Origin of the sequence: Helcobacillus massiliensis (assembly GCF_014191425.1) — a bacterium.
Lineage (GTDB): Bacteria > Actinomycetota > Actinomycetes > Actinomycetales > Dermabacteraceae > Helcobacillus > Helcobacillus massiliensis.
The window spans coordinates 23,628-49,458 of record NZ_JACHWP010000010.1; the positions used below are offsets into that span (position 1 = coordinate 23,628).

General features: G+C 69.8%; 28 protein-coding genes and 1 pseudogene. 9 read left to right on the forward strand and 20 right to left on the reverse strand.

Going from position 1 to position 25,831, the window contains the following annotated elements:
* Window positions 1-95: 95 nt before the first annotated feature.
* Complete coding sequence (locus FHX50_RS09965; RefSeq protein ID WP_183377056.1) at window positions 96-386, forward strand: GNAT family N-acetyltransferase; 291 nt, start codon at window positions 96-98, stop codon at window positions 384-386.
* A gap of 54 nt (window positions 387-440) precedes the next feature.
* Here FHX50_RS09965 and denD read toward each other — a convergent pair whose 3' ends face one another.
* Both denD and FHX50_RS09975 read right to left on the reverse strand, forming a co-directional pair.
* Window positions 441-1,439 carry a D-erythronate dehydrogenase gene (denD, locus tag FHX50_RS09970; protein ID WP_183377057.1) on the reverse strand — a complete coding sequence of 333 codons (999 nt, stop codon included), beginning with the start codon at window positions 1,437-1,439 and terminating at the stop codon, window positions 441-443.
* Between the two features lie 96 nt (window positions 1,440-1,535).
* Window positions 1,536-2,240 (reverse strand): FadR/GntR family transcriptional regulator, encoded by a 705-nt coding sequence (locus FHX50_RS09975; RefSeq protein ID WP_183377058.1) that lies wholly within the window; start codon window positions 2,238-2,240, stop codon window positions 1,536-1,538.
* 163 nt (window positions 2,241-2,403) lie between these two features.
* On the opposite strand from FHX50_RS09975, the gene FHX50_RS09980 reads away from it, so the two are divergent.
* Genes FHX50_RS09980 through FHX50_RS09990 form a run of 3 tightly spaced genes read left to right on the forward strand, consistent with a single transcriptional unit; the run spans window position 2,404 to window position 6,220 of the window.
* Window positions 2,404-3,795 (forward strand): GntT/GntP/DsdX family permease, encoded by a 1,392-nt coding sequence (locus FHX50_RS09980; protein WP_183377059.1) that lies wholly within the window; start codon window positions 2,404-2,406, stop codon window positions 3,793-3,795.
* A 26-nt stretch (window positions 3,796-3,821) separates the two neighbouring features.
* Window positions 3,822-5,189: a four-carbon acid sugar kinase family protein gene (locus FHX50_RS09985; protein WP_246371010.1), complete on the forward strand. Its 1,368-nt coding sequence runs from the start codon at window positions 3,822-3,824 to the stop codon at window positions 5,187-5,189.
* A 14-nt stretch (window positions 5,190-5,203) separates the two neighbouring features.
* The gene (locus FHX50_RS09990) at window positions 5,204-6,220 is read left to right on the forward strand and encodes an NAD(P)-dependent oxidoreductase (protein ID WP_183377060.1); all 1,017 of its coding nucleotides are present in this window, start codon (window positions 5,204-5,206) and stop codon (window positions 6,218-6,220) included.
* Between the two features lie 14 nt (window positions 6,221-6,234).
* On the opposite strand, the gene FHX50_RS09995 is transcribed toward FHX50_RS09990, so the two are convergent.
* The gene (locus FHX50_RS09995) at window positions 6,235-7,434 is read right to left on the reverse strand and encodes a glycerate kinase (protein ID WP_183377061.1); all 1,200 of its coding nucleotides are present in this window, start codon (window positions 7,432-7,434) and stop codon (window positions 6,235-6,237) included.
* A gap of 62 nt (window positions 7,435-7,496) precedes the next feature.
* Between FHX50_RS09995 and FHX50_RS10000 the strand changes: the two genes are divergently transcribed.
* Window positions 7,497-8,333 carry a serine hydrolase gene (locus FHX50_RS10000; RefSeq protein ID WP_183377062.1) on the forward strand — a complete coding sequence of 279 codons (837 nt, stop codon included), beginning with the start codon at window positions 7,497-7,499 and terminating at the stop codon, window positions 8,331-8,333.
* A gap of 44 nt (window positions 8,334-8,377) precedes the next feature.
* Here FHX50_RS10000 and FHX50_RS10005 read toward each other — a convergent pair whose 3' ends face one another.
* The 6 genes from FHX50_RS10005 to FHX50_RS10030 form a co-directional block, all read right to left on the reverse strand.
* Window positions 8,378-8,764: a hypothetical protein gene (locus FHX50_RS10005; RefSeq protein WP_183377063.1), complete on the reverse strand. Its 387-nt coding sequence runs from the start codon at window positions 8,762-8,764 to the stop codon at window positions 8,378-8,380.
* Between the two features lie 5 nt (window positions 8,765-8,769).
* Window positions 8,770-8,979, reverse strand: coding sequence for a type II toxin-antitoxin system HicA family toxin (locus tag FHX50_RS12460; RefSeq protein WP_183377064.1), 210 nt, complete (start codon window positions 8,977-8,979; stop codon window positions 8,770-8,772).
* 255 nt (window positions 8,980-9,234) lie between these two features.
* The gene (locus FHX50_RS10015; RefSeq protein WP_183377065.1) at window positions 9,235-10,401 is read right to left on the reverse strand and encodes a C40 family peptidase; all 1,167 of its coding nucleotides are present in this window, start codon (window positions 10,399-10,401) and stop codon (window positions 9,235-9,237) included.
* Window positions 10,398-11,552 carry a dipeptide epimerase gene (locus FHX50_RS10020; protein ID WP_183377086.1) on the reverse strand — a complete coding sequence of 385 codons (1,155 nt, stop codon included), beginning with the start codon at window positions 11,550-11,552 and terminating at the stop codon, window positions 10,398-10,400. Before FHX50_RS10020 ends, FHX50_RS10015 begins: the two co-directional genes overlap by 4 nt.
* Window positions 11,553-11,573: 21 nt before the next feature.
* Entirely contained in the window at window positions 11,574-12,728 is a 1,155-nt protein-coding gene (locus FHX50_RS10025) for a DUF819 family protein (RefSeq protein WP_183377066.1), read from the reverse strand.
* A 209-nt stretch (window positions 12,729-12,937) separates the two neighbouring features.
* The gene (locus FHX50_RS10030; RefSeq protein ID WP_183377067.1) at window positions 12,938-13,264 is read right to left on the reverse strand and encodes a DUF3870 domain-containing protein; all 327 of its coding nucleotides are present in this window, start codon (window positions 13,262-13,264) and stop codon (window positions 12,938-12,940) included.
* Window positions 13,265-13,429: 165 nt separating this feature from the next.
* Between FHX50_RS10030 and FHX50_RS10035 the strand changes: the two genes are divergently transcribed.
* Window positions 13,430-14,236, forward strand: a complete 807-nt coding sequence (locus FHX50_RS10035) for a histidine phosphatase family protein (RefSeq protein ID WP_183377068.1) — start codon at window positions 13,430-13,432, stop codon at window positions 14,234-14,236.
* 57 nt (window positions 14,237-14,293) lie between these two features.
* On the opposite strand, the gene FHX50_RS10040 is transcribed toward FHX50_RS10035, so the two are convergent.
* Window positions 14,294-15,016, reverse strand: a complete 723-nt coding sequence (locus FHX50_RS10040) for a hypothetical protein (RefSeq protein WP_183377069.1) — start codon at window positions 15,014-15,016, stop codon at window positions 14,294-14,296.
* Between the two features lie 79 nt (window positions 15,017-15,095).
* Here FHX50_RS10040 and FHX50_RS10045 point away from each other — a divergent pair, with 79 nt between their 5' ends.
* Window positions 15,096-15,968 (forward strand): GNAT family N-acetyltransferase, encoded by an 873-nt coding sequence (locus FHX50_RS10045; protein WP_183377070.1) that lies wholly within the window; start codon window positions 15,096-15,098, stop codon window positions 15,966-15,968.
* On the opposite strand, the gene yczE is transcribed toward FHX50_RS10045, so the two are convergent.
* From yczE to FHX50_RS10060, 3 genes are all read right to left on the reverse strand, one after another.
* On the reverse strand, window positions 15,950-16,645 hold the full coding sequence (yczE, locus tag FHX50_RS10050) for a membrane protein YczE (protein ID WP_183377071.1): 696 nt from the start codon (window positions 16,643-16,645) through the stop codon (window positions 15,950-15,952). The genes FHX50_RS10045 and yczE overlap by 19 nt on opposite strands.
* A 7-nt stretch (window positions 16,646-16,652) precedes the next feature.
* A complete protein-coding gene (locus tag FHX50_RS10055) occupies window positions 16,653-17,315 on the reverse strand; it encodes a GNAT family N-acetyltransferase (protein WP_183377072.1) in 663 nt (220 codons plus the stop codon).
* Between the two features lie 388 nt (window positions 17,316-17,703).
* A complete protein-coding gene (locus FHX50_RS10060) occupies window positions 17,704-19,113 on the reverse strand; it encodes a dicarboxylate/amino acid:cation symporter (RefSeq protein WP_183377073.1) in 1,410 nt (469 codons plus the stop codon).
* Window positions 19,114-19,336: 223 nt separating this feature from the next.
* Between FHX50_RS10060 and FHX50_RS10065 the strand changes: the two genes are divergently transcribed.
* The gene (locus FHX50_RS10065) at window positions 19,337-19,756 is read left to right on the forward strand and encodes a YccF domain-containing protein (RefSeq protein ID WP_183377074.1); all 420 of its coding nucleotides are present in this window, start codon (window positions 19,337-19,339) and stop codon (window positions 19,754-19,756) included.
* Between the two features lie 115 nt (window positions 19,757-19,871).
* On the opposite strand, the gene FHX50_RS10070 is transcribed toward FHX50_RS10065, so the two are convergent.
* The 3 genes and pseudogenes from FHX50_RS10070 to mobF all read right to left on the reverse strand — a co-directional run.
* Window positions 19,872-20,630 (reverse strand): MerR family transcriptional regulator, encoded by a 759-nt coding sequence (locus tag FHX50_RS10070; protein WP_183377075.1) that lies wholly within the window; start codon window positions 20,628-20,630, stop codon window positions 19,872-19,874.
* 17 nt (window positions 20,631-20,647) lie between these two features.
* Window positions 20,648-20,950, reverse strand: coding sequence for a hypothetical protein (locus FHX50_RS10075; RefSeq protein WP_183377076.1), 303 nt, complete (start codon window positions 20,948-20,950; stop codon window positions 20,648-20,650).
* Window positions 20,929-21,807: pseudogene (gene mobF / locus FHX50_RS10080) on the reverse strand (MobF family relaxase); the annotation flags it as partial. The pseudogene mobF and the gene FHX50_RS10075, both read right to left, overlap by 22 nt.
* A gap of 337 nt (window positions 21,808-22,144) precedes the next feature.
* Between mobF and FHX50_RS10085 the strand changes: the two are divergent.
* Entirely contained in the window at window positions 22,145-22,822 is a 678-nt protein-coding gene (locus tag FHX50_RS10085) for a metal-dependent transcriptional regulator (protein ID WP_183377077.1), read from the forward strand.
* Window positions 22,823-22,825: 3 nt separating this feature from the next.
* On the opposite strand, the gene FHX50_RS10090 is transcribed toward FHX50_RS10085, so the two are convergent.
* The 4 genes from FHX50_RS10090 to FHX50_RS10105 form a co-directional block, all read right to left on the reverse strand.
* Window positions 22,826-23,500, reverse strand: a complete 675-nt coding sequence (locus FHX50_RS10090; protein WP_183377078.1) for a metal-dependent transcriptional regulator — start codon at window positions 23,498-23,500, stop codon at window positions 22,826-22,828.
* Window positions 23,501-23,526: 26 nt separating this feature from the next.
* Window positions 23,527-24,414 carry a metal ABC transporter permease gene (locus FHX50_RS10095; RefSeq protein ID WP_183377079.1) on the reverse strand — a complete coding sequence of 296 codons (888 nt, stop codon included), beginning with the start codon at window positions 24,412-24,414 and terminating at the stop codon, window positions 23,527-23,529.
* The gene (locus tag FHX50_RS10100; RefSeq protein ID WP_183377080.1) at window positions 24,411-25,346 is read right to left on the reverse strand and encodes a metal ABC transporter permease; all 936 of its coding nucleotides are present in this window, start codon (window positions 25,344-25,346) and stop codon (window positions 24,411-24,413) included. Before FHX50_RS10100 ends, FHX50_RS10095 begins: the two co-directional genes overlap by 4 nt.
* A partial coding sequence (locus FHX50_RS10105; RefSeq protein WP_183377081.1) for a metal ABC transporter ATP-binding protein occupies window positions 25,343-25,831 on the reverse strand: 489 nt, incomplete at its 5' end. The genes FHX50_RS10105 and FHX50_RS10100, both read right to left, overlap by 4 nt.

The following is a 25,831-nucleotide window of genomic DNA, read 5'->3' on the forward strand; positions in this document are numbered from 1 at the left end:
ACCGGCGAGGACCCTGGCTGGGCGTGATGCATCCAGCCTAGAAGAGGGGTGCGACATTTAAAGTGGGACCTGCCCAGCGACCTCCAGGAGGACCCATGGCCGCCCCGATCGTCACCGACAACCAGCAGCGCTCACGCTTCGAAGCGCACCTCGACGACCGCCTCGCCGGGTTCGCCGACTACCGCCTCTCCCCCGGCGGCATCGTCACCATCCCCCATACCGAGGTGGACCCCGAATTCGAGGGGCAGGGCGTGGGATCCGCTCTCGTCCGCGCCGCGCTCGACGCGATCCGCGCCGACGGACACCGCGTCAACCCCGCCTGCCCGTTCGTGGCCGGGTGGATCGACCGGCACCCCGAGTACCAGGACCTCCTCGCCGACGGGTGACGGCGGGCGAGGCGCGGCTCAGCGCGCGGACACGGAGTCGAAGCGCCGGCGCTCTCAGGCGCAGAAGTCGTCGCGGTACTGCCGCACCATGTCCTCGACGGACCCGTCGGCCTCGAAGCCGAGCCCGCGCAGGCGCTCCACATCGAACGCCCCGGGCCAGCTGGTGACGATCGCGGCGACCGCCGCATCCGGTTCGTCGCGCACAAGGGCGCGGGCCTCTGGACCGGCGACCGCTTCGAGCGCGGTGAGCATCTCGGCGACCGTGACGGTGATGCCCGGCAGGTTCATCACGCGCCATGGCCCCTTCGCGGATTCATCGAGAACGGCCCCGTCGATGGCGATGGCCCGCACGAGGTTGCGCACCACAACACGCGGGGAGGACAGCCACAGGCGCGTGTCCTGCGGGACCGGCAGGGGCGCGACTTCGCCGTTCAGCGGTTCGCGGATGATGCCGCTGGCGAACGAGGACGCGGCCGAGTTCGGGCGGCCGGGGCGCACAGAGATGGTGGGGAGGCGGCAGATCCGCGCATCCACGAACCCCTTGCGCCCGTACTCGTTGACCAGCAGTTCGCCGATCGCCTTGTGCGCGCCGTAGGTGGATTCGGGCTGGGCGGCCCAGTGCTCCGGCACTGTGCCGGGCACGTCTCCGCCGAACACGGCGAGGGAACTGGTGAACACGAACCGCGCAGCGGCACCGGTCTCGGCGCTCTGACGGCGAGCGGCGTCGAGGAGAGCACGAGTGCCGTCGATGTTGACGCGGTCCGCGAGGTCGAAGTCCTGCTCGGAACCGCCGGAGAGGACCGCCGCGAGGTGGACGATGACGTCGGCCCCGCCGGTGAGGGCGTCAGCGAGGTCGCCCGGGTCGTTGAGGTCGCCGACGACGGAGCGCACCCGCGCATCATCCACTCGGCTCGGCGCCATGTCGAGGCTGGTGATGGCGGTGATGCCGCCGCGGCCGCCCACGTCCAGCCGCCCGGCATCGGTCTGGTCGAGCAGCTCCTGGGTGAGCATCGTGCCGAGGAATCCGGCTCCGCCGGTGATGAGAACGTGCATGAGTCTCCTTCGAATAGTCGCGTACAAGGGGGGGTGAGCTGGCGGCGCGGGGCCGGAACGAGGGACAGCGAGAGCCGGGGCCGACGGGATCGCGCGTCAACTGAGACTGAGCCCGTGGCTCGCCTCCATCGTCTGGTCCATGTGGGCGGCCATGGCGTCCGCCGCTGCGCCGGGGTCGCGGTCGGTGAGCGCCGCGAGGATCTGTCGATGGTGGTGCAGAGCGTCGGTGCGGACCTCCGCGCTCCGGGAGGTCTGCTCGCGCACTGCGAAGAGCATGTCGGCCAGTGGGCGCATGCCGGTGGCGAGGAAGCGGTTCCTGGCCGCGTCCACGATCACCTGGTGGAAGACCAGATCAGCGGCCACGTTGGCGGCGATGTCGGCTTCATCGAGTGAGTCGCGGGTCGACTCCATGATGTCCACCTGCTGCTGCATCTGCTCGAGCTGTTCATCGGTGATGCGAGTGGCGGCGAGGCGGCAGATCTCCACTTCGAGGACCTGCCTGGCTTCCAGCAGTTCATCGACCAGCCGCTGCGAGCCGCCCTCGAGCGCGGCGACCGTGGTCGCGAGTTCGCGTGAGCGGACCGACCAGTGAATGGTGGGGGCGATGCGGTGGCGGCGTCCCTGTTTGGCGGCGATGACTCCGTCGGCGATGAGCTCCCTCATGGCTTCACGGACCGAGAGGCGGGACATGCCGAGCTCGGCGGCGATGTCGCTCTCCGGGGGCAGTTCGGCTTTGATCGGGTAGGTGCCGTCGGCGATGCGTTGGAGGATGCCGCGCAGCGCGCGGTCGGCGGTCTTCATCGACGTCTCCACTTTCTGGCTGCTCTGCTGGATCAACCGGGACGTTGACAGACTACCCTCCGCGCCCTAAGTTGTCAGATATCTGATAGGCGCGGGGGTCTTCTCCCCCGCACACATCCCGATCGCCAGCACCGCGATCCCTATGGAATCAACGAGGATTTCTATGTCACCCACAGTGCTCGTGCTGCTCGGACTCGCGTCCGTGCTCGCCATCCTGGTCCTGATCATCAAGGCCCGCACCCATCCCTTCCTGGCGCTTCTCCTGGTCTCGGTCGCCCTGGCGCTGGTGGCGGGCATCCCCCTTCGCGAGGTCGTGCCCCTCCTCAAGGACGGCATGGGAGGCACCCTCGGGGGCGTGGCCCTGATCGTCACCCTCGGCGCCATGCTCGGCGCGATCGTCGACATCTCCGGCGGCGCCCGCGTCCTCGCAGCTGCCCTCGAACGAGCAGTCGGCGAGAAGCGCGCACCACTCGCCCTCGGTGCCGCATCCTTCCTGTTCGGCATCCCCGTGTTCGTGGATGTCGCCACCATCGTGCTCGTCCCGATCGTGCTGGCCGTCGCCCGCCGCATGAGCGGCCGCGTGAACATGCTGGCCTACGCCCTGCCGACGGTTGCCGCACTCCTGACGGTCCACGTCGTTCTGCCGCCGCACCCCGGCATCGTCGGCGGCGCCGAGGTCATGAAGGCCGACGTCGGCCTCGTCCTGGTCATCGGTCTGATCCCCTCGATCGTCATGTGGCTGGTCGGCCAGTGGCTCTCCTCCGTGATCGCCAAGCGCGTGTTCTCCCCGGTTCCTGAGCTGCACGCCGAGCTGTCCGGCGCCGCTGCCGATGACACCGACGGCACCGACGGCGCATCCGCCCGTGCCGCTGACCCGTCGGTCGGCATGGTCCTCGCGGCCATCCTGCTGCCGCTCGCGCTCATCATGACCGGCACCGTGTCCGCTCTGTTCATGGACGAGGGCGACCCAATCGCGGACTTCCTCGCCTTCATCGGCAACTCCCCGATCGCCCTGCTGATCGGCGTCCTCTTCGCATCCGTCACCCTCGGCTTCGCCCGCGGCTGGTCCGTGTCGCGCCTCGAAGAGGTCCTCGCCGCGGCCCTGCCCGCCACCGCCGCCGTCATCCTCATCACCGGCGCCGGCGGCACCTTCGGCGCGGTCCTCACCGCGACCGGTGTGGCCGACGCCGTCGCCGACCTGCTCACCTCCACCGGCCTGCCGATCCTCGTGCTGGCGTGGCTGCTCGCCGCGATGATCCGTGCCGCGCAGGGCTCCGCCACCGTCGCCACCCTGACCACGGCGCCGCTGATCCTGCCGATGACCGCCAGCATGGGGCTCTCGGCCCCGCAGATCGCCCTGGTCACCGTCACAATCGGCATCGGTTCGATGGCGTTCAGCCACGTGAACGACTCCCTGTTCTGGGTGTGGAGCCGCTACTTCGGCGTCGAGACCTCCACCGCTCTGAAGTCCTACACCGTCACTGTGACCCTGATGTCGCTCGCCGGCTTCGCTGTCGCCCTGGTCCTCTGGGCGCTGCTGGCCGTCGTCGGCTGACCCCACCCCTGCGTAAGGAGACTGCATTGTCTGCATCGCTGCCTGTTCAGCCCCGCCTGCTCGTGTTGGATGATGACCCGACGGGGTCGCAGTGCGTGGCCGGTGTCTCGGCCGCGTTCGACCTCGATCCGGCGATCCCCGCAGATCTGCTGGCCGACGGGTCCGGCGCGTGCTTCGTGCTCACCAATTCCCGTGCCCTCGATGAAGGGGACGCCGTCGCGCTGAACCGCCGCATCGTGGGCGGTGTGCTGGACCGCCTGGAGGATCCGGCGGGCCTGCATGTCATCTCCCGTTCGGATTCGACGCTGCGGGGGCACGTGATCGCGGAGCCGGAGGCGATCGCCGATGCCCTTGCCGAGAAGGGCATCGAGGTGGACGCGTTCCTGTTCTGCCCCGCGATGATCGAGGCGGGCCGGTTCACCGAGGGCGATGTCCACTTCGCCGTGGTCGATGGCGAGGCGCGCCGCGTGGAGGACACGGACTTCGCCCGTGACGCCACGTTCGGGTATTCGAACTCGGATCTGCGGGCGTTCCTGCAGGAGCGCTCCGGTGGCGCGGTCGCAGCTGGGGACGTCCTCTCGATCTCATTGGACGACATCCGCGAGGGCGGGGTCGACCGGGTCGCAGCGGTCCTCACGGGGGCGCGCTCGCGCACCTGGGTGGTGGTCAACGCGACCGAGTACAGCGACATGGACGTGGTGGCGGAGGCCGTTCGGCGCCTGCAGGCCGACGGGCGCGTGTTCGTCACTCGCTGCGGCCCGTCGTTCGTGCGACCCCTGGCCGGCCAGTCGAGTGCTGTGGTGCTCGGCGAAGCCGATCTGCCGGTGGCGTCCGGTCGAGGTGAGCACGGCCTGGTCGTGGTCGGGTCCCATGTGGGGCTGACGACTCAGCAGCTGGAAGTGGTGCAGCAACGCGGCGCCCTCACCGAGTTCGAACTCGACGTGGAAGCGCTGCTGGATCCTGAGCGCCGCGACCAGCACCTGGAGGAGACGATCGCCGCGATCCGCTCCGGGCTGGACGGCTCCGACTGCGTGGTCTACACCAGCCGCACCCTGGTCTCCACCGATTCGAAGGAGGAGTCCCTCGCGATCGCGCGGAGCGTCTCCGACGCCGTGGTCGCCGTTGTGCAGGGCGTACGGCCGGCCCGCCCCGCGTGGGTCGTCGCCAAGGGCGGCATCACCTCCCATGAGGTGGCGGCATCCGGACTCGGCATCCGTCGGGCCACCGTGGCCGGTCAGTTCTTCCCCGGCCAGATCAGCCTCTTCACCGCTGAGGACGCACCCGAGGACGTGCTCGGCGTCCCCTATGTGGTGTTCCCCGGCAATGTCGGCGGCCGGGAGGCCCTCGCCGACGTCATCGACCGTCTCCGCGCAGCCGTCGCTGCCGCCGCATGACCGAAAGGACCGTCATGTCTTCCGATTTCACTACCTCGCCCTCCCACCCCACCGATCAGACTGCTGATGCCACGGTGCCCGCTTCCGATGCTGCGCCCGTTACCGCTCCCACTGGTGGTGACGCACTGAACGTCGGTTGGATCGGCCTCGGCGCCATGGGCGGACCGATGGCCCGCGTCACCGCCCAGGCAGGCCACCGCGTCACCGCGTTCGACATGAACCCGGCATCCCTGGAGGCCGTCGCCCCGGATGTCGCCGCGGCCCCGTCGGCCCGCGACGCCGCTGCCGGCGCCGACGCCGTGGTCATCATGGTCGCCACCGGGCCGCAGCTGATGAGCGTGCTGTTCGGCGAAACCGGCATCGCCGACGTTCTCACCCGGGACACGGTGGTGATGGTGATGGCGACCGTCGGCCCCGCCGCGATCGAGGAGGCCGCTGCGAAGCTCGCTCCCCACACCGCACGGTTCGTGGATGCGCCCGTCTCCGGCGGCGTGGCCCGCGCGGGCCTGGGTGACCTGCTGGTCATGGTGTCGGGGGCCGACGGGGACGTCGCCGCTGCACGGCCCCTGTTGGACGCCATGGCGTCGAACGCGCCCGTGGTGGGTTCGAAGGTCGGCGACGGGCAGCGCTTCAAGGTGGTCAACCAGCTGCTGTGCGGTGTGCACATCGCCGCCGCCGGTGAGGCGCTCGCGCTCGCTGATTCGATGGGACTGGATATTGCGCAGGTGCATGAGGTGCTCGGCGCCGGTGCCGCCCAGTCGTTCATGTTCGGTGACCGCGGCTCCCGCATGGTCGCCGGCGCGTTCGATGATGTCCGCAGTGCGCTCGACATCTTCGTGAAGGACATGGGGCTGGTGAATGAGGCCGCTGGTCTCGTGGGCCAGGAGGCCCCGCTCGCGGGCGCGGCGCAGGCTCTCTACCAGCGCGGGCATGACGAGGGCATGGGCCGGCTCGACGACTCTGTGGTGTTCCGCCTCCTCGGCGGCGGTACGCGCGGCACTCGCGGCGACGGGGCCTCGCCCAGCGCCTGACCCCCCGGGGGGACTCAGCGCGCGGTCACGAGCCGCATCACCATCGCGGCGGCGCGCTCCAGGTTGGCCTCGCCGTCCGCGAGCGCGGCCTCAAGATCGGTGACGCCCTGGACGATCGGCACGAGCGCGGTGACGCCGTGGTCGTGGAGCACATCGGCGTCGGCGTGGACGCGGCCCGCGAGGACCACGCACGGCACGCCGTGGCGCTGCGCGGCCGCGGCGACGCCCGCGGGGGTCTTCCCTTCGAGGGTCTGCGCGTCCACGCTGCCTTCACCGGTGATGACGAGGTCGGCGCCGGCCACCTGCTCATCGAGGCCGACGGTGTCCGCGACCAGCTCGATCCCGGGCGTCATCTCGGCGCCGAGCACGGCGCGCAGGGCCCAGCCGAGTCCGCCGGCGGCGCCGGCTCCCGGTTCGTTCGCGGAGGCGGGGTCGATGGTGCGGCCTTCGCTGCCGGGCAGCTCGACCCCGGCCGCAGCGCGGACCACGGCCGCGAGCGCCGCGTCGAGCTCCCGCACGGCCTGGTCGTCCGCGCCCTTCTGCGGTCCGAAGATCGCGCTGGCGCCGTTCGCGCCGAGCAGAGGATTGGCGACATCGCACGCCGCGTGAATGCTGACTCTGCGCAGCACTGGGTCGAGCCCGGTCGCGTCCACCCGCGCCACCCGGCCGAGGTCCTCAGGCACGGGGTCCACGTCGGTGCCGGAGTCGTCGAGCAGGCGAAGGCCCAGGTCAACGAGCATGCCCATGCCGGCGTCGTTCGTGGCGGAGCCGCCGAGTCCGATGATGATCCGCCCGCCGGGCTGCACCCGTCGGGCGGCTTCGCGCAGCAGGGCGCCGAGCCCGCGGGTGGTGGCACGGCGGGGATTGCGCTCGCCCGCGGTGAGGAGGTCGAGGCCGGCGGCGCTGGCGATGTCGAGGACCGCGGTCGCGGAGGTCCCGTCGGCACTGGTCCCGCCCACGCTGGGGCGGGCGGGCGCGACGGCGATGCGGGCGGTGACGGGGCGGCCGAGGGGGTCGGTCGTGGGGACGTCGATGAGGTCGGCGCCGAGGCCGGCGGCGATCGCGTCGGTGAAGCCTTCGCCGCCGTCGGACATGGGGACTTCGCGGCAGTCGGCGCCGGGCACCACGGTGCGGACGCCGTGGGCGATCGCGGCGGCGGCCCGCTCAGCGGTGACGGATTCCTTGAACGAGTCGGGGGCGATGACGATGCGCATGCCCCGATTCTTCCAGGTCTCGGCGCCAGCCGACGGGTGCGCGGCTTGCTAGTGTCACGGGCATGAGCACCCCGGAGCCTGCCGCGTCGCCCCTGCCCACTGCCGCTGCGCCCACGGAGCGCGCCGTCGCGGTGTGTGCGGTGCGCGCCGACGGGTCCGTGATCACCGAGGACCGTGCCGACCGGCCGTTCTATGCGGCGTCCACCATCAAACTGCTGGTCCTCCTGGCGACTCTGCGCGCCTCGGATGCGGGCGCTCTGGATCTGGACGCGGTGGTTCCTGCGACCCGCACCTTCACTGGGCATGACGGCGAACCGTTCACCCTCGACGGCGACCATCTCGACCCGACGCATCCCGCCGAGGGCGCACCGGTCATGGTGCGTGACCTGGCGCTGCGCATGATCGACCGGTCCTCGAACGAGGCGACGAATCACCTGATGGGGCTGCTGCCGAACGGCGCGGTCGCCCGCGAGATCGAGGCGCTCGCTCTGACGGGAACGCGCCTGGAGCGACAGATCGGTGATGCCTCGGCGCTGGCAGCGGGCCTGACGAACGAGACGACCCCGCGGGACCTCACGGTGATGCTGCGGGCCCTGGTGAGTGAGGCACCCGTCGGCACCGCCGCGGCCCTCTCCCCCGCCTCGCGGGAGCTGGCGGTGCAGGCGCTGGACGCGCAGCAGATCCGCATCATCTCAGTGGGGGTGACCGACGGGTTCCGGTGCGGGTCGAAGTCGGGCTGGGTGCCGGGGTTCCGGCATGACGCGGCGTGGATCCGCCCCGCGGCCGGGCTCGATGCCGGTGTCGTCATCGCGGTGATGACGCAGGGCTTCGCCAGCGAGGATGAGGCCGACGAGGCGATCCGCGCCGCCGCGAAGCAGTCCGTGCCCGGCACGTTCTGACCCCCGCTTTCCCCTCCCAGTTGGTCATGGCGCGCCGAGGCGAATCACGCGGTCCGCTTCTCCAACTGTGCGATTCGCTGCGGAGACAGGCCCAGTGCTTCGGCAGAGTCACGCTGACTGATACCTGATTCACGCAGTTCCCGAACGACTCGGCGCGACAGTTGGGCCGCTTCCGCGGAGATCCGACGGGACTCCCGCTCCAGTCCCTGTGCCCGCTGCCAGAGCTCGGCCACGTCGGTGGGGAGGATGATCTCCAGCTCGATGCAGATCTCGCTGTCCTCCACATCAAGCTGAAGAGCGGCCGCTTCAGTCGCCATCGCACGAACCTCCCGCAGCGTCCGGGCCTGCGTGGCGATGTCCAATGACGGAAGTTCAATCACCCACCATGTGGGTTCCCGATGGACAACTGCCGGGATCACTTTCTGTGCCACAACCACTACCTCCAGTTCCTCGGAACCGACCCGCCGAGCCGGCGGACAATCACGCGCATCACACCAGCAGAGATCTCGCGGTGTCGAGGGATTGTCAACGGCTTCCCGCCTTCCGGCGGCACCCATTGCTCATGTGAGCCTCTGACGCGCGCTCGCAACCACCCGCGGCTGACCAGTTCTCTCTTGACTTCACGGTACGGAATCGGCCTACCCATACCCTAAGACAATAGGGGATTGTTTTGCCACCCTAGGGGACCTAGAGAAGATTGTGGATGAATGACAGGCCGTGTCCCTGTGGACCAACATCGAGGTCGCCGTAAGAGCAGGCTCTTCCGTCGGACGTCCGAAACAGCCCGCCGGCAGCCGGGCGAAGATGAGCGGCGCCCCGCGCCTCCCCCTCGGGGCACGGGACGCCGCTGGTCCCAAGGCCTCAGCGCGTCGGCGCGCCGGGGCGTCAGCACATCAGCGCATCACCGCCGGAGCGCCTGGACGCGGACCGCACCCGCCCAGTCGTCCTCCATGCCGTCACGCGGGAAGTCCGTGACCTCTACGGAGCGCTCGGAGTTCGGCGCCTGCATCATCTGGTCGTTGCCGATGTACATCGCGACGTGCCGGATCGAGTCCGACCCGGGCTTGGTGGACCAGAACAGCAGGTCGCCCGGCTCGAGGTCCGCACGGTCCACCGGCTCGAACCCGGAGTCGGTGAGCTGCGGCCCGGCGTCGCGGTGCATCGCAATGCCGTGGTGGCGGAAGATCGAGAACGTGAACCCGGAGCAGTCGTACCCGTAGGCGCTGACACCGCCCCACAGGTAGCGCAGCCCCAGCATCATCGCGCCAGTCGCGATGATGTCCTCCGCGGTGGGCACAGGCGGCTTCTCTCCCTGGCCGCGCACCACCACGTCGGAGGCGGGCACGTACATCGGCTTCGCACCCGGGACCTGCACCTTCACCAGGTCGCGGACGCGCCCCAGCACCGGCAGCTCCGTGTTGAAGGACGCGTCCAGGCCGCCACCGCGACCGGGCGCGCCACCGGGTGCGGGAGTGGGCCGCAGAACGGTGCGGAACGCGGTCACCACGGCGACGGGGCGGGTGGCGGCGGCGCGGGCAAAGGGCTCATCCACCACCAGCTGGCGCACCGGCACCCAGCCGGGGTAGCCGCGGGCATCGCGCGGCGTGCCCTGGTGCGTCACCACGATCCGCGCCCACTCCCCCGCGACCTCATCGACGATCACTTCGGAGCCGAGCACGGCCGCGGTCTCCAGCTTGCCGACGAGCCACCGCCGGGCCTCCGTGTCCTCCATCGACGCGTTCCACTCGTCCATGTCCACGGGGTTCGCCAGCGCCGGCGCGTCCTGCGGGCGCTCCAGGCCGGGCTCCACCCACACGGTCGCGGCGGACACGGCGATGAAGGCGCGGTCGCCGGCGCGGACCTCCCCAGCGGACGGGCGGCCGACGGGCTCCGCGGCGGCGGGGCGGCCGACGGGCTCCGCGGCGGCGGGGCGGCCGACGGGCTCCGCGACGGCGGGGCGGCCGACGGGTTCGACGGCGGCCGCGGTGCCGCCGAGTGCTGCGGCACCGGCAGCGGTGCCCGCGGCGGCGATGCTCTGACGTCGGGTGATGGTGCCGTTCCAGCTCATTGATTCGTCTCCTTCTCGTCGAGCCGTTCCAGGCCGAGGCCCGCCCCGCCGAGGAGGCGGAGGGTGCCGTCGGCCACCTCGTACCCGCCGACGGGGTCACGCTCAGCGAACCAGTCCGGGGAGTCGAGGTCGATCATGGTGACAGCGGGGTGCGCGGCCGCAACATGGGCGGCGGCGGTGATGGAGATCCGCGGTTCCATCATCGCGCCCACCATGCAGGCGATCCCCGCCTCCAGCGCCGCATCGGCGATGGCGAGGGCGCCGGTGATGGTGCCGGTCTTGGCCAGTTTGATGTTGAACAGGTCGGCGGCACCCGCATCGATGAGTGCGCGGGCGTCGTCCGCGTCCCACAGGGACTCGTCCGCCATGATCGGGATGCCCACCGCCTCACGGACTTCGGCCATCCCGGTGATGTCGGCGGCGGGGCAGGGCTGCTCCACGAGGTCCACCGGCAGGCCCGAGTCCTCCAGGCCCTTCAGGATCCGGATGGCCTCCTGGGGCTGCCACCCCTGGTTCGCGTCCAGCCGCAGCCGCACCCCGGGGACTCGGTGCACCACTGCTTCGAGCCGCTGCCGGTCCTCCTGTTCACTGGATCCGAGCTTCACCTTGAGGATGCGGTACCCGTCGGCTGCCGCGTCTTCGGCGTGGCCCGCCATCGTGCGCGGATCCTCCAGCGACACCGTCATGTCCGCCTCGATCGACCAGTCCGGATCCACCGGCCACCCCCGCAGCGCGGCGAGCGCCTGCACGAGCGGGAGGTCGAGGGTGCGGGCCCATGCGTCGTGCAGTGCCACGCTCAGCGCGGACTTCGCGCTGGTGGCGCCGTCGACCGCGGCGGCGATGCGTCGGTCCAGGTCGGTGACGGTCCCATCGGCTCCCTCCAGCGCGGCCGCCAGCGGGCCCTGGAGAGCAGCGGTCATCGTGTCGGCGTCCTCGCCGGTGACGGCGCGGGTCTCAGCCGCGGAGCCCTGGCCGGCCGCCCGGGTCCCGTCGGCCGCCTCCACTTCGACGTCCACCACCACGTACTCGACCGCGTCGGTGCGGCGCTTCGCCGTCACGAACGGCCGCAGCAGCGGGGCGCGGCGGCGGTGGACCCGCACGCTCCGCACGGTCAGCGGCTGCGTCACAGCAGTCATCTGCACGGCAGTCATCTGCACGGTGCCCTCCACCGGTCAGACCAGCTGGCTGAGCAGCTGCGCGACCGCCAGGCCCATGAACGTGCCCAGCAGCGACCCGATGAGGGCGTAGAGGACGCCGACGGGCACCATCTGCCGGCTGAACGCGCTCGCCACCACGGGGGCGGACGCGATGCCGCCGATGTTCGCCGTCGACGCCACCGCCAGGGAGAACAGTTCAGTCCGGGTCAGCTTCGCGTAGATGACCATGATGATCACGTGCACCAGCAGCACGAGGAAGCCGGCCACGAGGTACAGCGGTGCCTGGGTGATGGCGGAGAAGTCGGAGCCGGTGGCGATCTGGCCGATCACGATGAACAGCATGAGGGTGGCGATCTCGGTGGAGCCGCCGATCCTGCCGAGCGGGGTGTGCGCCACGATCACGCCGAGGATGGACACGATGATGATCGTCCAGGCGGTGCCGTTGAGGACATCGCCCACTTCGGGCAGCAGGTCGCCGAGTTCGATGGCGAGGATCGCGACGGTCAGCGACCCGAACACGGTGAGGGCCAGGGATGCGGCGGTGATGGGCTTCTCGTCCGTGTCACCGAGGTCCAGGGCGGTGTCCATGACGGAGGTGTCCGCCTTGGTGAAGCGGTTGAAGCGGTCGGAGACGGCGACGGAGGAGAACATCGCCATCAGCCAGAAGGAGTACACGATGGTGTCGGTGATGAGGGCGTAGCCGAAGATCGTTTCGGGTGCCTGCAGGACGTCCTGCACGGCGACCATGTTGGCGCTGCCGCCGGTCCAGGAGGCGAGGAGGGCGCCGAACACCTTCCACGATTCGGGGTGGAGCAGTGCCTTGAACGCCAGGAACACCACGACGACGCCGATGGCGAGGGACGCCGCGGCCACGAAGTACGTGAGCAGCAGCTTCGGGCCGAGTTTGATGATCCGGCGGAAGTCGCAGCCGAAGAGGAACAGGAAGATCATCGCGGGGAGGATGACGGTTTTGACATCGGCGGCGACCTGGCGGGTCTCCTCAGCGTCGGAGAAGACGCCGACGGAGTTCAGCGCGGCGCAGATCAGGTACATCATGACCATGCCGGGCACGAACTTGAACAGCTTCCAGCCGGTGGTCTTCTCCAGGACGATGAGGATGCAGGACAGGCCGAGGATGACGCTGAGCATCAGCAGGCCGTTCTCGATCATGGCGGGGCTCCTTGTGCGGATGCCTGCCCGGGCGTCGAGGACCTGGAGAGCCGGAAGCCTGCCGCGGGGAACGCTCGCTCGGTGCGCACGGTCCGGCCTGGCCGCGCGGTGGCGGCTGGACGGTCGGCGGCCGCTGGGGCGGCGCCGGGGCAGTGCTTCCGACGGGTTCCGGTTCGGCGAGGTTCCGGGCTGACGGTGCGGTTATGGGGTCAGGGTGTGCTGGTGTCGCGGTCCAGGAGGTCGCGGTACTTCGCGGCGGCGTTGCGGACGGCTGCGGCCAGTGCGCGCTGCGAGGACCCGTGGTACCTCGTGGTGATCGTGTCGACCAGTGCGTCATCGTCGAGGAGGGAGCGGCCTTCGAGGAGTTCGCGGATGAAGTCCACGGTGAGCCCGAGGGTGGCGCTGCAGTCCGCCCTGACTATGACGTGGGTCTCATTATTCACGATGAGGCCCACGAAGAAAAGCCCCCACTTCGACGTGATGGGGTTGTTGGTCGGTGACTTCGCCTCACCGGTCAGATAGATCGTGGTGCCCATGCGCCCAGAATACGGTCACCGCCCGTGCCGCGGGCGCCGTTGCCCAGAGGCGCCGCCGGCACACCTGCGCGGCCGCGCGGCCCGCACCATCCCCCAGGCGCGGCCCGCACCATCACCCAAGCGCGCCCCGGCCCCGGGCCCCGGACGCCCCGATACGGTGGAGGCATGACCTCCCCGCACACCTCCCCCACCGCATGCGACGCCTCCGCCGCCGCCGACGCCTCAGCCCTCGCCACGGCGCCGCCGCCCGCAGGCACGACCCGGTTCCTGCTGATCCGCCACGGCCGCACCGAGTTCAACAGCGCCGGCATCATGCAGGGCTGGACCGACGCCCCGCTCACCGAGAACGGTGAAGCGAACGTCCGCACCACCGCCGAATTCCTCGCCGCCGCCCCGATCGCCGCCGCATACGCCAGTTCGCTGCCGCGCGCGATGCGCACCGGCGAGATCATCGCCGATCACCACGACGCCCTCACCGTGGAACCTGTGGACGGGCTGCGGGAACTGAGCTTCGGCGACTTCGACGGCAGGCCCTCAGAGGAGTTCAAGCGCCATGTCCCGGACCTCGCCGGGTTCTTCCGCTCCGTGTTCACCGGCACCGCCGAGGCCCTGCCCGGCGGTGAGAGCGGCGCGGACTTCGTGGCACGGGTGCGGTCGGCGTTCAACGACATCGTCGCGCGCGAAACCGCCGCAGCAGAGGGCGCGGAGGGACCGGCCGAGGGGCGCACCGTCATGCTGGTGGCGCACGGCCTCACCCTGAAGGTGCTGCTGGCCCTCGCCGCCGGCCCGATCCTCGACCCGCTGCCGAATGCATCCATCTGCGTGATGGACCGCGACCGGACCGGGGACTTCACGCTGCGGGCATTCGGCGTGGACCCTTCGGGCGCGGCAGCGGAGGAGACGAGCATCCTGCAGGGACTGGGCGGGGACAACGGCTCAAACCCGTCGGGCCACGGCGAACAGACGCCCTGACCGAACACCGCACTGCCGACCCCGCGCCATCAGCAGCGCGTCGTCAACAGCGCACTGTCAGCAGTCCGGGCAGTCATAACAGGAGTGCGCCTCGAGCGGACCGCACGGTGCAGCGTCGGCGACAACACGCCAGGTGAGGCCCTCAATGCGGATCACCGCCTCCTCCTCGCGGGCAACGCTCCAACCGTGGCAGCGGAAGTAGTCGGCGACATCGTCGGCGAGCTCGTCCCGCGCCGCGCCCTGCTCGGCCCCGTCCGCCTCGAGGTGCGCATCCTCCATCATCCGCACCTGCAGCCGCAGTGTGCCCGTGCGCAGCATCTCCAAGGACCCCGCCGCGGTGGAGCTGACGAACGCGCGCAGGTGCACACCGAACGGCTCGTACCGGTCCGCCATGCGCTCCAGGTACATCGCCTTCACATCCTCCGGCGGATCGTCCAGCGAGGTGCTGAGGTGAAGGACGACCCCGTCGGCCAGGAAGTCCTGTTGAGCGCGGCGGAAGATGCGCGTGTGCGGGGAGTGGGTGCGGGTGCAGGCATTGTGCGCGCCGATGATCTCCCCCAGGAGCGCGAGCGCCTCCTCCAGGTCGATGGGGGCCTGGTCGGGGAAGAAGTCGGCGATGCCGCCGAGGCGGGACATCGAATCGAGCAGGCCGGCCACGGTCCCCGGCGGGGTGCCGGTCGCGATGGCGAGCATGAGGTAGTGGGCGAGGGTGTCGAGCCCGGGCGGGCAGGCGGTGTCGAACGCCGGATGGCGGGTGCTGGGTGCGGTTCTCTTCGTCATGCGCCCAGCCTTCTGCAGAACCCGTCGGCCGGGAGGAAATCGCTGGGCTCTGTGGAGAAGTGGTCGTACACTCACGGCCATGACTGAGCCCACACCCGCGAGCGCCCCCGCCGCCTGCTCCGACCGTGCCGCCGCCCTCCGCTTCATCGCCTCGATGCAGACGGACCCCGCCACGGCGACCGCATACGTCGGCACCCTCGAGGAGGGTCTGGAGACCGAACTGGAGGACCTGGACCAGGACTGGATGGACACCCTGCGCGTCTGCCTCGACTCGGACGGCTCCATCACCGGCGCGGTCCTCCTCGAATGGGACGATGAGGTGGGCATGAGCTGGATCCACGGACCCTGGTGCACCCCCGACACCTGGGACCGCGACGCCGTGGACCTGCTGCGCGCCGCCGTTGAGCAGGCACCCGTCGGCCGCCACGAGATCTACGCCGACCTCTCCAACACGCGCCTCGCCGACCTCGCCGCCGACCAGGGCTGGCGCGGCGGGACGGCGCACTGCGTGATGAGGATCAGCCGGGAGGCAGCGGCACAGGCCGACGGATCCGTCCGCCCCGTCCGGCCGGGCGACCTCGACGCGGTCCGCGCACTGCACGAGGCGGCGTTCCCGGGAACGTACGCGACGGCGCGGCAGCTGGTGGACGGCGACCAGGGGTACCGCACGCTCGTCGCGGACAGCAGCCCCGGCAGCAGTGACGGGAAGGTCATCGGCTTCATCACCGGGCAGGAGGACGACGGCGACGTCTACCTGGACTTCCTCGCGGTGGACCCCGCGCACCGTCGGCAGGGCGTGGCGCGCCGCCTGATCGGGGCGCTCGCCGCGCACCTGCCGGGCGAGGACATGACCCTGACCGTCGCCGACACCTCCGAGGCCGCCCTCGCCCTGTACGACGCGCTCGGGTGGGAGCGCACCGCCACCACCCGCGGCTACCGCTGGCCCGCCTGAATCCCCGTCCCGCGCGGGCGTGGCGGCGTCGTCCCGCGCCGACGAGGCGGCGTCACCGGGATCGTCACCCGCGGCAGCGCCCAGTGCACCACCGGGCCCACCAGCAGCGCGAACGCCACCGTGCCCACACCGACCGGGCCGCCGAGCAGCCACCCCACCGCCAGCACCGCCACTTCGATGCCGAGGCGGATCGGGCCGACGGGCATCCCGAAGCGCCTGTGCAGGCCCGTCATCAGACCGTCGCGGGGGCCGGGCCCCAGCTGCGCGCCGATGTAGACGGCATCGAACACGCCCACCACGAGGATCCCGCCGAACATCATCACCACCCTGCCGGGCAGGCCCTCCGGCGCGGGGATCAGCGCGATCGTCACGTCCATGACCGGGCCGATCCACAGGGCGTTCGCGAACGTGCCCAGGCCCGGCTTCTCCCGCAGCGGGACCCACAGCGCCAGCACGAGGAACGCCACGATCACCACAACGGTGCCGATGGTCAGCCCGGTTCTTTCCGCGATGGCCGCCTCCATCACGTTCCACGGCTGCGTGCCGAGCGCCGAGAGGAGCAGCATCCCCGCGCCCACACCGAAACCCGTCAGACCGAGGAACAGCCAGAGGATCCGCAGCGGCAGACGCCCCGCCCGCAGCTGCTCCACGGGACCCAGATCCTCCAACTGGGCCATCAGGTGATCAGGCCTCCCTCTGCATGAGGTTGACGCGGTAGCCGCTGAAACCGGACAGCCCCACCTGGTCGGCCGGGAACTCCTTCTCGCCGACGCGGACGAACCCCAGCGGCTCGTAGATCCGCAGCAGCTGGTCCCGGCAGTCGAGGCGCTGGAACTGGGCGCCGCGACTGCGGGCATCAGCGCGCCCCGCCTCCAGGAACCGCGCGGCGAACCCGCGGCCGGCCGCGCGCGGCGACACCATCAGCGCGTGCGTGTACGTGGCGGGGTCATCGTGCAGATCCGTGTGGCCCCAATAGAGCGGGTCCGCATCGAGAATGCGAGCGGCTGCGCCGATCTCACCGGCGTGCGGACCGTCCGGGATGAGCAGCGCGAACCAATCGCCGTCTGCGATCTGCTCGCGGATCTTCTCCTCCGGGAGGGAACCGAGCTTCCACTGGGTGATGCCCTGCTCCTGCATCCACTGTTCTCGTTCGCGGCGCAGCGCCGCGAGCGCCGGAGCGTCAGCAGGGGTGCACCGCACGAGCCGGTCGGTGGCGGGCTGTGCAGAGTCCCCGGGGCGGGCGTCAACGCGGGCGCCGGCGCCGACGGCTGCGCCGGGTTCCTTGGCGCGGGCGGCCACGAAATCTGCGGCCGTTGCGGGATCTGCTGCGGGGTCGGGCGTGGTCATGCGGCAATGATACGGGCGAGTTTCACTGAGTGGAACACCGTCTCAGTTGATGCGCGGCGTTCGGCCGGGCCTGCTGCGGGACGCTGGGGCGGCCGCGCGCCACGGACAGCCCGGCCGCCTCCAGCCGACGGCAGCGGAGCAGCGGGGGTCCGGGGTGCCGGGGCAGCGGATCAGCGGGGCTGCGGGGCAGCGGCGGCCGTGCAAAAACCGACCGGAAATCGACTCTGCGGCGCTCTAGAAGTCGTCAACAGCGTTTTCCGGTCGGTTTTTGTTCAGCTGGGCCGACATGGACCCGAGACTGGCCCGGCGCGGAGGCCGGACCCGGCGGCCCGGCGCGGACCTGAGGCTGGCCCGGCGCGGGTCCCCGCGGACCCGCCGCCGCGGCGCCTCAGCCGGCGACGGCGGTGTTCTCCCGCGACCGGTACGCGGCCTCGTCGAGGATGCCTTCGCGCTTGGACACCACGGCCGGCACGAGCGCCTGCCCCGTGACGTTGAGGGCGGTGCGGCCCATGTCGACGATCGGGTCCACGGCCATGAGCAGGCCCACGCCGGCGAGCGGAAGGCCCAGGGTGGACAGGGTCAGGGTCAGCATCACCACGGCACCGGTCATGCCCGCAGTGGCGGCCGATCCGAGGACGGACACGAACGCGATCAGCAGGTAGTCAGTGACGCCCAGCGGCACCTGGAAGAAGTTCGCCACGAAGATGGCGGCCAGGGCGGGGTACACGGCGGCGCAGCCGTCCATCTTCGAGACGGAGCCGAACGGCACCGCGAACGAGGCGTAGTGGGCGGGGACACCGAGGTTCTTCTCGGTGACGGCCTTGGTGACGGGCATGGTGCCCAGCGAGCTGCGGGACACGAAGCCAAGCTGGGTGGCGGGCCACACGCCGCGGTAGAAGTCCATGACGCCGAGGCCGTTGGCCTTCAGCACCAGCGGGTACACGACGACCGCGACGATGGCGAGTCCGATGTAGAGGGCGAGCACGAAGGAGCCGAGCGCGCCGATCGTGGACCAGCCGTAGTCGACCACGGCGTAGCCGATGAGGCCGATAGTGCCGATGGGGGCGAGTCGGATGACCCACCAGAGGACCTTCTGCACCACTTCCAGGGCGGCGCGGACGAACGCGAGGAACGGTTCGGCCTTCTCACCGATGGACAGGGTGGCGATGCCGACGGCGATGGAGATGACGAGGATCTGCAGGGCGTTGAATGTGAGCTTCACGCCGTCGTCGGATGCGGAGGCGGTGAGGCCGATGAAGTTGGAGGGGACGAGCCCGGTGAGGAAGTCGAGCCAGGTGCCGGACTTGTCGGGCGCCTGGGCGGCGTCCGCGCTGAGGCCGGTGTTGGAGCCGAGGTTCATTACCGTGCCGACTGCCATGCCGACGCCCACGGAGATGAGGGCGGTGATGCCGAACCACAGGAGGGTCTTCCAGGCGAGGCGGGCGGCGCCGGTGACCTCGCGGAGGTTCGCGATGGAGGCGACGACGGCGAGGAAGATCAGCGGCGGGACCAGGGCCTTCAGCAGGGTGATGAAGGTGGTGCCGATGGTGTCGAGGGTGACGGTGAGCCAGTTGGGGACGGGGTCGGCGTCACCGGTGGCGGGGGCGGCGGGGCCCATCTGGGCGGCGATGAAGCCGAGGATCACGCCGAGGATGAGGCCGGCGATGACCTGGTAGCCGAAGGGGATGCCGGCGACGGCGTCGAAGGCGCGGCGGACGGGGCCGGGGCGGCCCGACGGGTTCTGGGGGCCTCCGGGCGCGGGGGCGCTCTCGGTGCGGGGATCGGTGCTGGTGCTCATGGCACCCACTGTAGGCGCCACCGCCCCACCGCGCGATAACTACAGCTTATGTGTGACGAATCAGGCGCTTATGCCAGGATCTCGAACCCCTTCTCCTCCAGCAGCGTCGCCCCGAGCCCCAGCATGACCAGACCCGCCATGACGGAGGTGACGCGGGTCAGGCGAGGCCGGGGAGGCCGACGGATCCCACCCGTCGCACATGCGATCTGCCTAGGCTCAGTCCATGGGACTCATTCGCTTCATCCTCAACCTGATCTGGCTCGTCACCGCTGGCGTGCCCCTGTTCATCGCCTACATCGTGTTCGGTGTCCTCGCGTGCCTGCCGATCGTGCCGATCCCGTTCGGCGTGGCGTCGTTCCGCCTCGCCGGCTTCGTGCTGTGGCCGTTCGGCCGCGAGGCCGTGGACACCGGGCACGCGTCGGCCCTGAGCGGGCTCGGCAACATCGTCTGGTTCCTGGTGGCGGGTCTGTGGCTCGCGATCGCGCACGTCACCACGGCGCTGGCGCAGGCCGTCACCATCATCGGCCTGCCGTTGGCGTGGGCGAACATCAAGCTGATCCCGGTGACGTGCTTCCCGTTCGGGAAGACCGTGGTCAGCACCTCTGACTCCCGCGCCGCGATGCTGCCGACCGTCCGCCGCTGACGGTGCGCAGCTCCGCCTCCCCGGGGCGTGACGGGGCCCGGGCACTGGCTCGGACTGGGCTGCGCCGGGCCCCACAGGTATGCCGTTCTGCTGAAGTTCGGTCAGCTCTGTCCGTTCACTCCCACTGGACGGCCGACAGGTCCACCCCGTGCGCCTGCGCATTCGCTTCGTCGCTGCCCGGCTCCACGCCGCGCGCGAGCGCGTCCGCGAGGTCGGCTTCGAGCTGGTCGGTGCCGGCCTTCGCGGCGGTCCAGTCATCCGCGGTCATGGCGTCGGCACGCTTCTGCGAGACGGCCCAGTCATCCGTGCCGCCCCATCGGTCCTCCGCTTCAGCTGCGTAGACGGGAAACTGGGCGTCGCCGAGGATCTGGGCGCGCTGCTCAACACTCAGCGGTGACCGGTCCCCCCGTCTGGTGGCCGACGCGGCGTCTCCTGCCGCGTCGGCGCCGGTCGGGTCGCCGCCGGTGCGGGTGTTCGTGGTCTTGTCAGTGGTCATGGCGTCCTCCATCAGGGCGTCGAGTGCGGCGACCATCCCTTCCAGCTGCTGCAGCCTGTTCTCCAGCAGCCGGCGCTGTTCGCGCAGGTGGTCGATGGCGCGAGTGCTCGGCTCCGCGATCACCTCGGCGATCCGCTTCAGCGGCATGCCGGTGGCGCGGTAGATCAGCACCTGCTGGATCCGTTCGCAGTCCTCCGGGGAGAACTGCCGGTACCCGGACCAGGTGCGGCCGCTCGGAGAGATCAGCCCGATCTCCTCCCAGTGATGCAGGGTCCGCACCGTCACCCGGAAGAGGTCGGCGACCTCCCCCACGGAGCGGTCGCGAGCCGGCTGATCCACGCCGAGCCGCTGCTGATCTGTGTCGTCATCTCGTGCCATGGCTCCACCGTTCCGCCTCACGCCGCGTCAGGGTCAAGCGCACTGTCAGAACTGCGCTCGAGCACCGGCCGCCGCTCGGTTACAGGCCTGCGCTCCAGCACCGCCACCATCACCACCATGACGACCAGCTCCACCAGGGTCTGCGTCAGCACCGCCACCGGCGCGAGAGCGAACGCCGGCGGCAGCGCCAGTGCGAGCGGCAGCACCACCAGCGAGTTCCGGGTGGCACCGGAGAAGACCAGGGCCCGTCGGCCCGCCCCATCCAACCGGACCGCCCGACCTGCCGCCACACCCACACTCACCATGACCAGCGCAAACACTGCATAGATCGGGATGAGGACCGCCAGGCGGCCCCGGAGGCAAGATCCTCGATCTGCTCCAGCCCGAGATCGTCCGCACGCAGCCGCGCCTCGGCCGCACCCCGGTCGAGTAGATGCTGCGCCCAAGTCGTGGCATCCTCGCCGAGCACCACCTCGGCCCGCTCCCGCCAATCGGCGGTCAGCTTTGCCTGCGAGTGCAGTTCTTTCTCAGGCCGCGTCTCCAAGGTCGCCTGCTGCCGCAACTTCGCAATCGTCGCGGGTGAGGGCTGCCGTCCGTGCTCGCCCTGCACCTTGTTCGACACCACGACGTGCGTATGCAGTTGCGGATCCGCTGCCCGCGAGTCGTAATGGTCAAACGCGGTCGCGATCACTCCCACGACCGGCATCTGCGCAATACCACCCCGGCCAACCCGTGTCACGGCGACGCGATCTTCCAGCAATGCGATCGTGTCGCGCATCGCGGCGTGATGCGCCTGTGCAATCAGCGTTTGCGTGCCCGCGTCGGCCACGCCCCAGATCGCGCTGACCGACTTGGGTGGTGAGAACGTGAGGTCGAACCCTGCAACGGCGGTGCGCGGCTTCTTCGCAACCTCTTCCTCGCGGATGCGCTGCACCGCCTCTGCCCGCGCTTCGCCCCGCAATCCGGGATCGAGGCGCGCAACACGGGCCGCAATCCGCTCGCGCGGCGGCTGCAGCGAGGGGAACCTCTTGCCGAGCTTCGCGCCGGTGACCGGGTGAATGCCCTCGCCCAGCAGTCGGGCCAGGTGATCCTCGGTCACCGTGTCGCCCTCCGCCAACGCGCGGGTGAGCCCGTCGTCGAGACTCAGCAGTCCGGTACCGACCCACGTTCCGGGCGGGCTCCCGGTCTCGGTCTAATACCGGGTCAGCGGGCTGCTCATCACCCGGTCGCCGTCACCAACGACGACCGATTTCAACAGGTACTCGTACCCCTTGCCGGACGACATGACCCGGATCGTCATCACCACGACGGCCCCTCCCCGAGACCGTCACGGGAGGGGCGATCTCGGGGGTCAGGTGCGCGCGCAGGGCGCGGCCCGCACTCTTAGTGCCAGACGTGTGGGGAAATAGCGGGCTCTCGGGCCAGTCACGGCTGCCAAGGCCTGAGGTGAATGATTCGCCGAAGCAGACCTAAAGTTCGGCGCATCGTATTGTGATGTTTGGTACTCTCATCGCGTGACGGTTTCAGTTCTTTCAGCGAGTAGTCAGAACTACCTCAAGGCGGTGTGGAGCCTTGGGGAGTGGTCTGACGAGCCAGTAACAGCGTCGACCGTAGCTGCGAGGACGGGGGTGAAGCTGTCGACGGCATCGGATGCGATCAGGAAGCTGACCGATCAGGGCTTGCTGGAGCACACCCCGTATGGCGCGGTGACGTTGACCGAGGCAGGGCGGACGCACGCGGTGGCGATGGTGCGTCGACACCGACTGATCGAGGCGTTCCTGGTGGAGGTGCTTGGGTACCGATGGGATCAAGTGCACGATGAGGCGGAGACGCTGGAGCACGCGGTCTCGGACTTCATGATCGACCGGATCGATGAACATCTCGGGCATCCTGACCGCGACCCTCATGGCGATCCGATCCCCGGCGCGGACGGCACTGTCTCCAGGCCCGATGCGGTGTTGTTAACGGGGCTGGACGCAGGGCGGCAGGTTCGTGTCGAGCGGATCTCGGACAAGGACTCGCAGCTGCTGCAGTTCTTCGCGGATCACGGTATCGGGTACGGGACTGTGCTGGAGACTCGGGCTGCCGCCCCCTATTCGGACACCATCGAGGTGGTGACCGAGGAGGGCGGGAGACCGTTGCCGTTGGGCCGGTCGGCTACCGACGCGGTATGGGTGACGCCGGTCTCGTAGCCGTCAGCGCGTGCGCGTTGGAGGTGTGGCAATCGCCGCGGTGTGTTCGGCGCTGCCCAGTCCGATGCTCGCCGGACCACATGGTGTGGTCAGGGTAATGACGCCGATGGCTTGGTCGAGGCCGCTGATCTGCACCACTGCGTGAGGGATGAGTCCGAGCTTATGGAACCGTTCGAGGATGCTGGTATCGCGGTCATCGACGCGAGTCACCCGGACGGTCATTGGCGCGGCGAAGCTGCTGAGTGGACGGTCATTGATCCTCGTGATGTTCCCCTGCTCGTCCGGGATGGGGTGCCCATACGGGTCTGCGCCCGGCGCTCCCGCGGTGAGGTGCATCCGTTCGGCCAGCTCGTCGTTGAGAGCAGGGCTGAGAGTTGCGGCTTCCTCGCCGATGTTCGGCCACGGCCAGGAGAGCACTTTGTGGAGGAACGCGCGGGCAATGCGCTCCTGACGGATCGCGACGACCGCAACCCTGCGTCCAGGACGGGTGAGGGTGATGGGGCCGTAGCGCTCGTGGGTTATCAGACCTGTCGAGGTGAGGGATTGGACGGCTTGGGAGACGGTCGCTGGTGACTTGCGGAGGTGTTCCGTGAGTGTGGTGACGCCCACGCGGGCCAGTCCGCGTTCTTCCAGGCGCCAGATCGTCTTGAGGTACTGCGTCGCCGTCGTCTCACGCATGCGCTTCCCTCCCGCCCCGGCCCCGGTCAGGCGGGTGCTACCACCCGGGGGCGTCGCCTCTCCCGTTGCCGCGCACGCTGCGCCAGCCGGGTGGCGGCGAGCACGATCACGAAGACGAGCCCGTAGAACACGGCCATCCCGGCGCTGGTGGCGGCATTGAACACATAGGCGATCCAGAACCCCGCGAGAGCACCCGCGACGGCGATGACAGCGGTGAGGGCGATCATGACCGGCAGGGACCGGCTGAGCAGGTACGCAGTGGCAGGCGGGACGATCATGAGCGCGATGACGAGGATCGCCCCCGCGGCGTTGAACGCTGCGGTGACGGTGAGCGAGACCAGGAACATGAACGCGGTGTTCACCAAGCCGGTGCGAATGCCGAGGCTGGTGGCGAACTGCGCGTCGAAGGTGGTGACCTTGAGCTTGGAGTAGAACGCGCCGAGGAACACGATGTTCAGGGCGAGCACGCCCAGCATCACATACAGATAGGACGGGCCCCACGAGGTGCCGCCGATAATGAGCTGCTCCCACGCGGCGAGGTTGAGGTCTCCGACGAGCACGGCGTGAGTGTCGAGGTGGACGTTGGCGAAGTTCAGACTGACGAGGATCACGCCGGCACTGAACAGGGCGGGGAAGATGAGCCCCTGTGGGGCGTCTCCGGTGAGCAGACCCGTGCGGGTGAGCCATTCACTGCCGAGCATGACGATGAGGCCGGCGAGTGCAGCTCCGATGATGAGGAGAGGCGAGTCGAGGTTGTGGGTGAAAAAGTAACCGACGACGATCCCGGGAAGCACCGCGTGGCTGATCGCGTCGACCAGCATCGAGTTCTTCCGCAGCACCACGAAAGTGCCCGGCAGTGCGCAGGCCAGGGCCGTGACGACGGCGAGGAGGGTCGTGCCGACGACGAAGCTCATCGGGCGGCTCCTTCCAGGACGAGTTCGCGTTTCAGAGCGGATCGCGCCCGCGCCCGGGTGACAATCCGGGTGATGATGCTGCGCCGCGGCGAGAACAGCAGCGAGAACAGGAAGATCGCGAACAGGGTGAGCACGATCAACGGCCCGGTGGGCACCTTGCCGAGCACGATCGACAGGTAGGCGCCGACGCCGCTGCCCAGCGCGCCGAACACGGCCGACAAGGCCACCATGCCGGGCAGAGTGCGCGTCCACTGGCGGGCGGCGGCGGGCGGGGTGACGACGAACGCGACCATGAGAACGAGACCGACGGCCTTCACCCCGATCACAGTGGCGATCACGATCGTGGTGAACATGAGCATGTCGATAGTGCGCGCTCGGAAGCCGAGCACGGTGGAGTGGTCGGGATCGAAGGTGCGCAGCGCGAACTCCTTCCAGAACACCAGCATCAATACCAGCGCGAGCGACCCGACGATGATGCTGGTGGTCAGATCGGCGATGGTGATGACAGAGGCGTTGCCGAAGAGATAGTCCTGGATGCCACCCTTGCCGGGGAAGACGCCGTTGGCGATGATCCGCATGAGCAGCATCCCCGCGCCGAAGAAGATCGTCAGCGCCACAGCCATCGCGGTGTCGATGTGGATCTTCGAGGTGCGGGTCACGCCGTTGGCGAACAGCACCGCGATCGTGCCGACGACGACCGCTCCGATGATGAGCCCGATCATGTTGCGCCCGTCGACGCCGAGGACGACCACGGCGGTGAGGAAGGCCAGCAGGGTGCCGGGGAGGGCCGCGTGGGAGCTGACATCGCTGATAAGGGACTGCTTGCGCAGATACGCGAAGCTCCCGAGCGCGCCGGCGACCAGGCCGATCGTCATCGTGCCGAAGAACACCATCCGGTAGGTGTGGTTATCGAAGAACTCGATCAGGCTCATGACGCGAACTCGAGGAAGGTGTCATCGTCCGCGGTGACCTCGTAGGCGGTGCGGATGTTCTCCTTGGTGAACGCCTCGTCGGCGGGACCGGAGGCGACGATGCGGCGGTTCAGCAGAGTGACGTGGTCGCAGTAGTCGCGCACGGTCGCCAGGTCGTGGTGCACGATCACGACGGTCTTGCCCTGCTCCCTGAGCGCGTGCAGCACGGTGACGATGGCCTGCTGGCTCTTCGCGTCGATGCCCTGGAACGGCTCGTCCATGAAGTACAGCTCGGGAGCCTGCACGAGGGTGCGGGCGAGGAACACGCGCTGGCGCTGTCCGCCGGAGAGCTCTCCGATCTGCCGGGAGGCAAGATCGGGGATCCCGGTCTGTTCCAGTGCTGCGATCGCGCGGGCGCGCTCGGCTTTGCCGGGGCGGCGGACCCAGCCGAGCGTGCCGTAGGTGCCCATCGTGACCACGTCGAGAACGGTGGTCGGGAAGTCCCA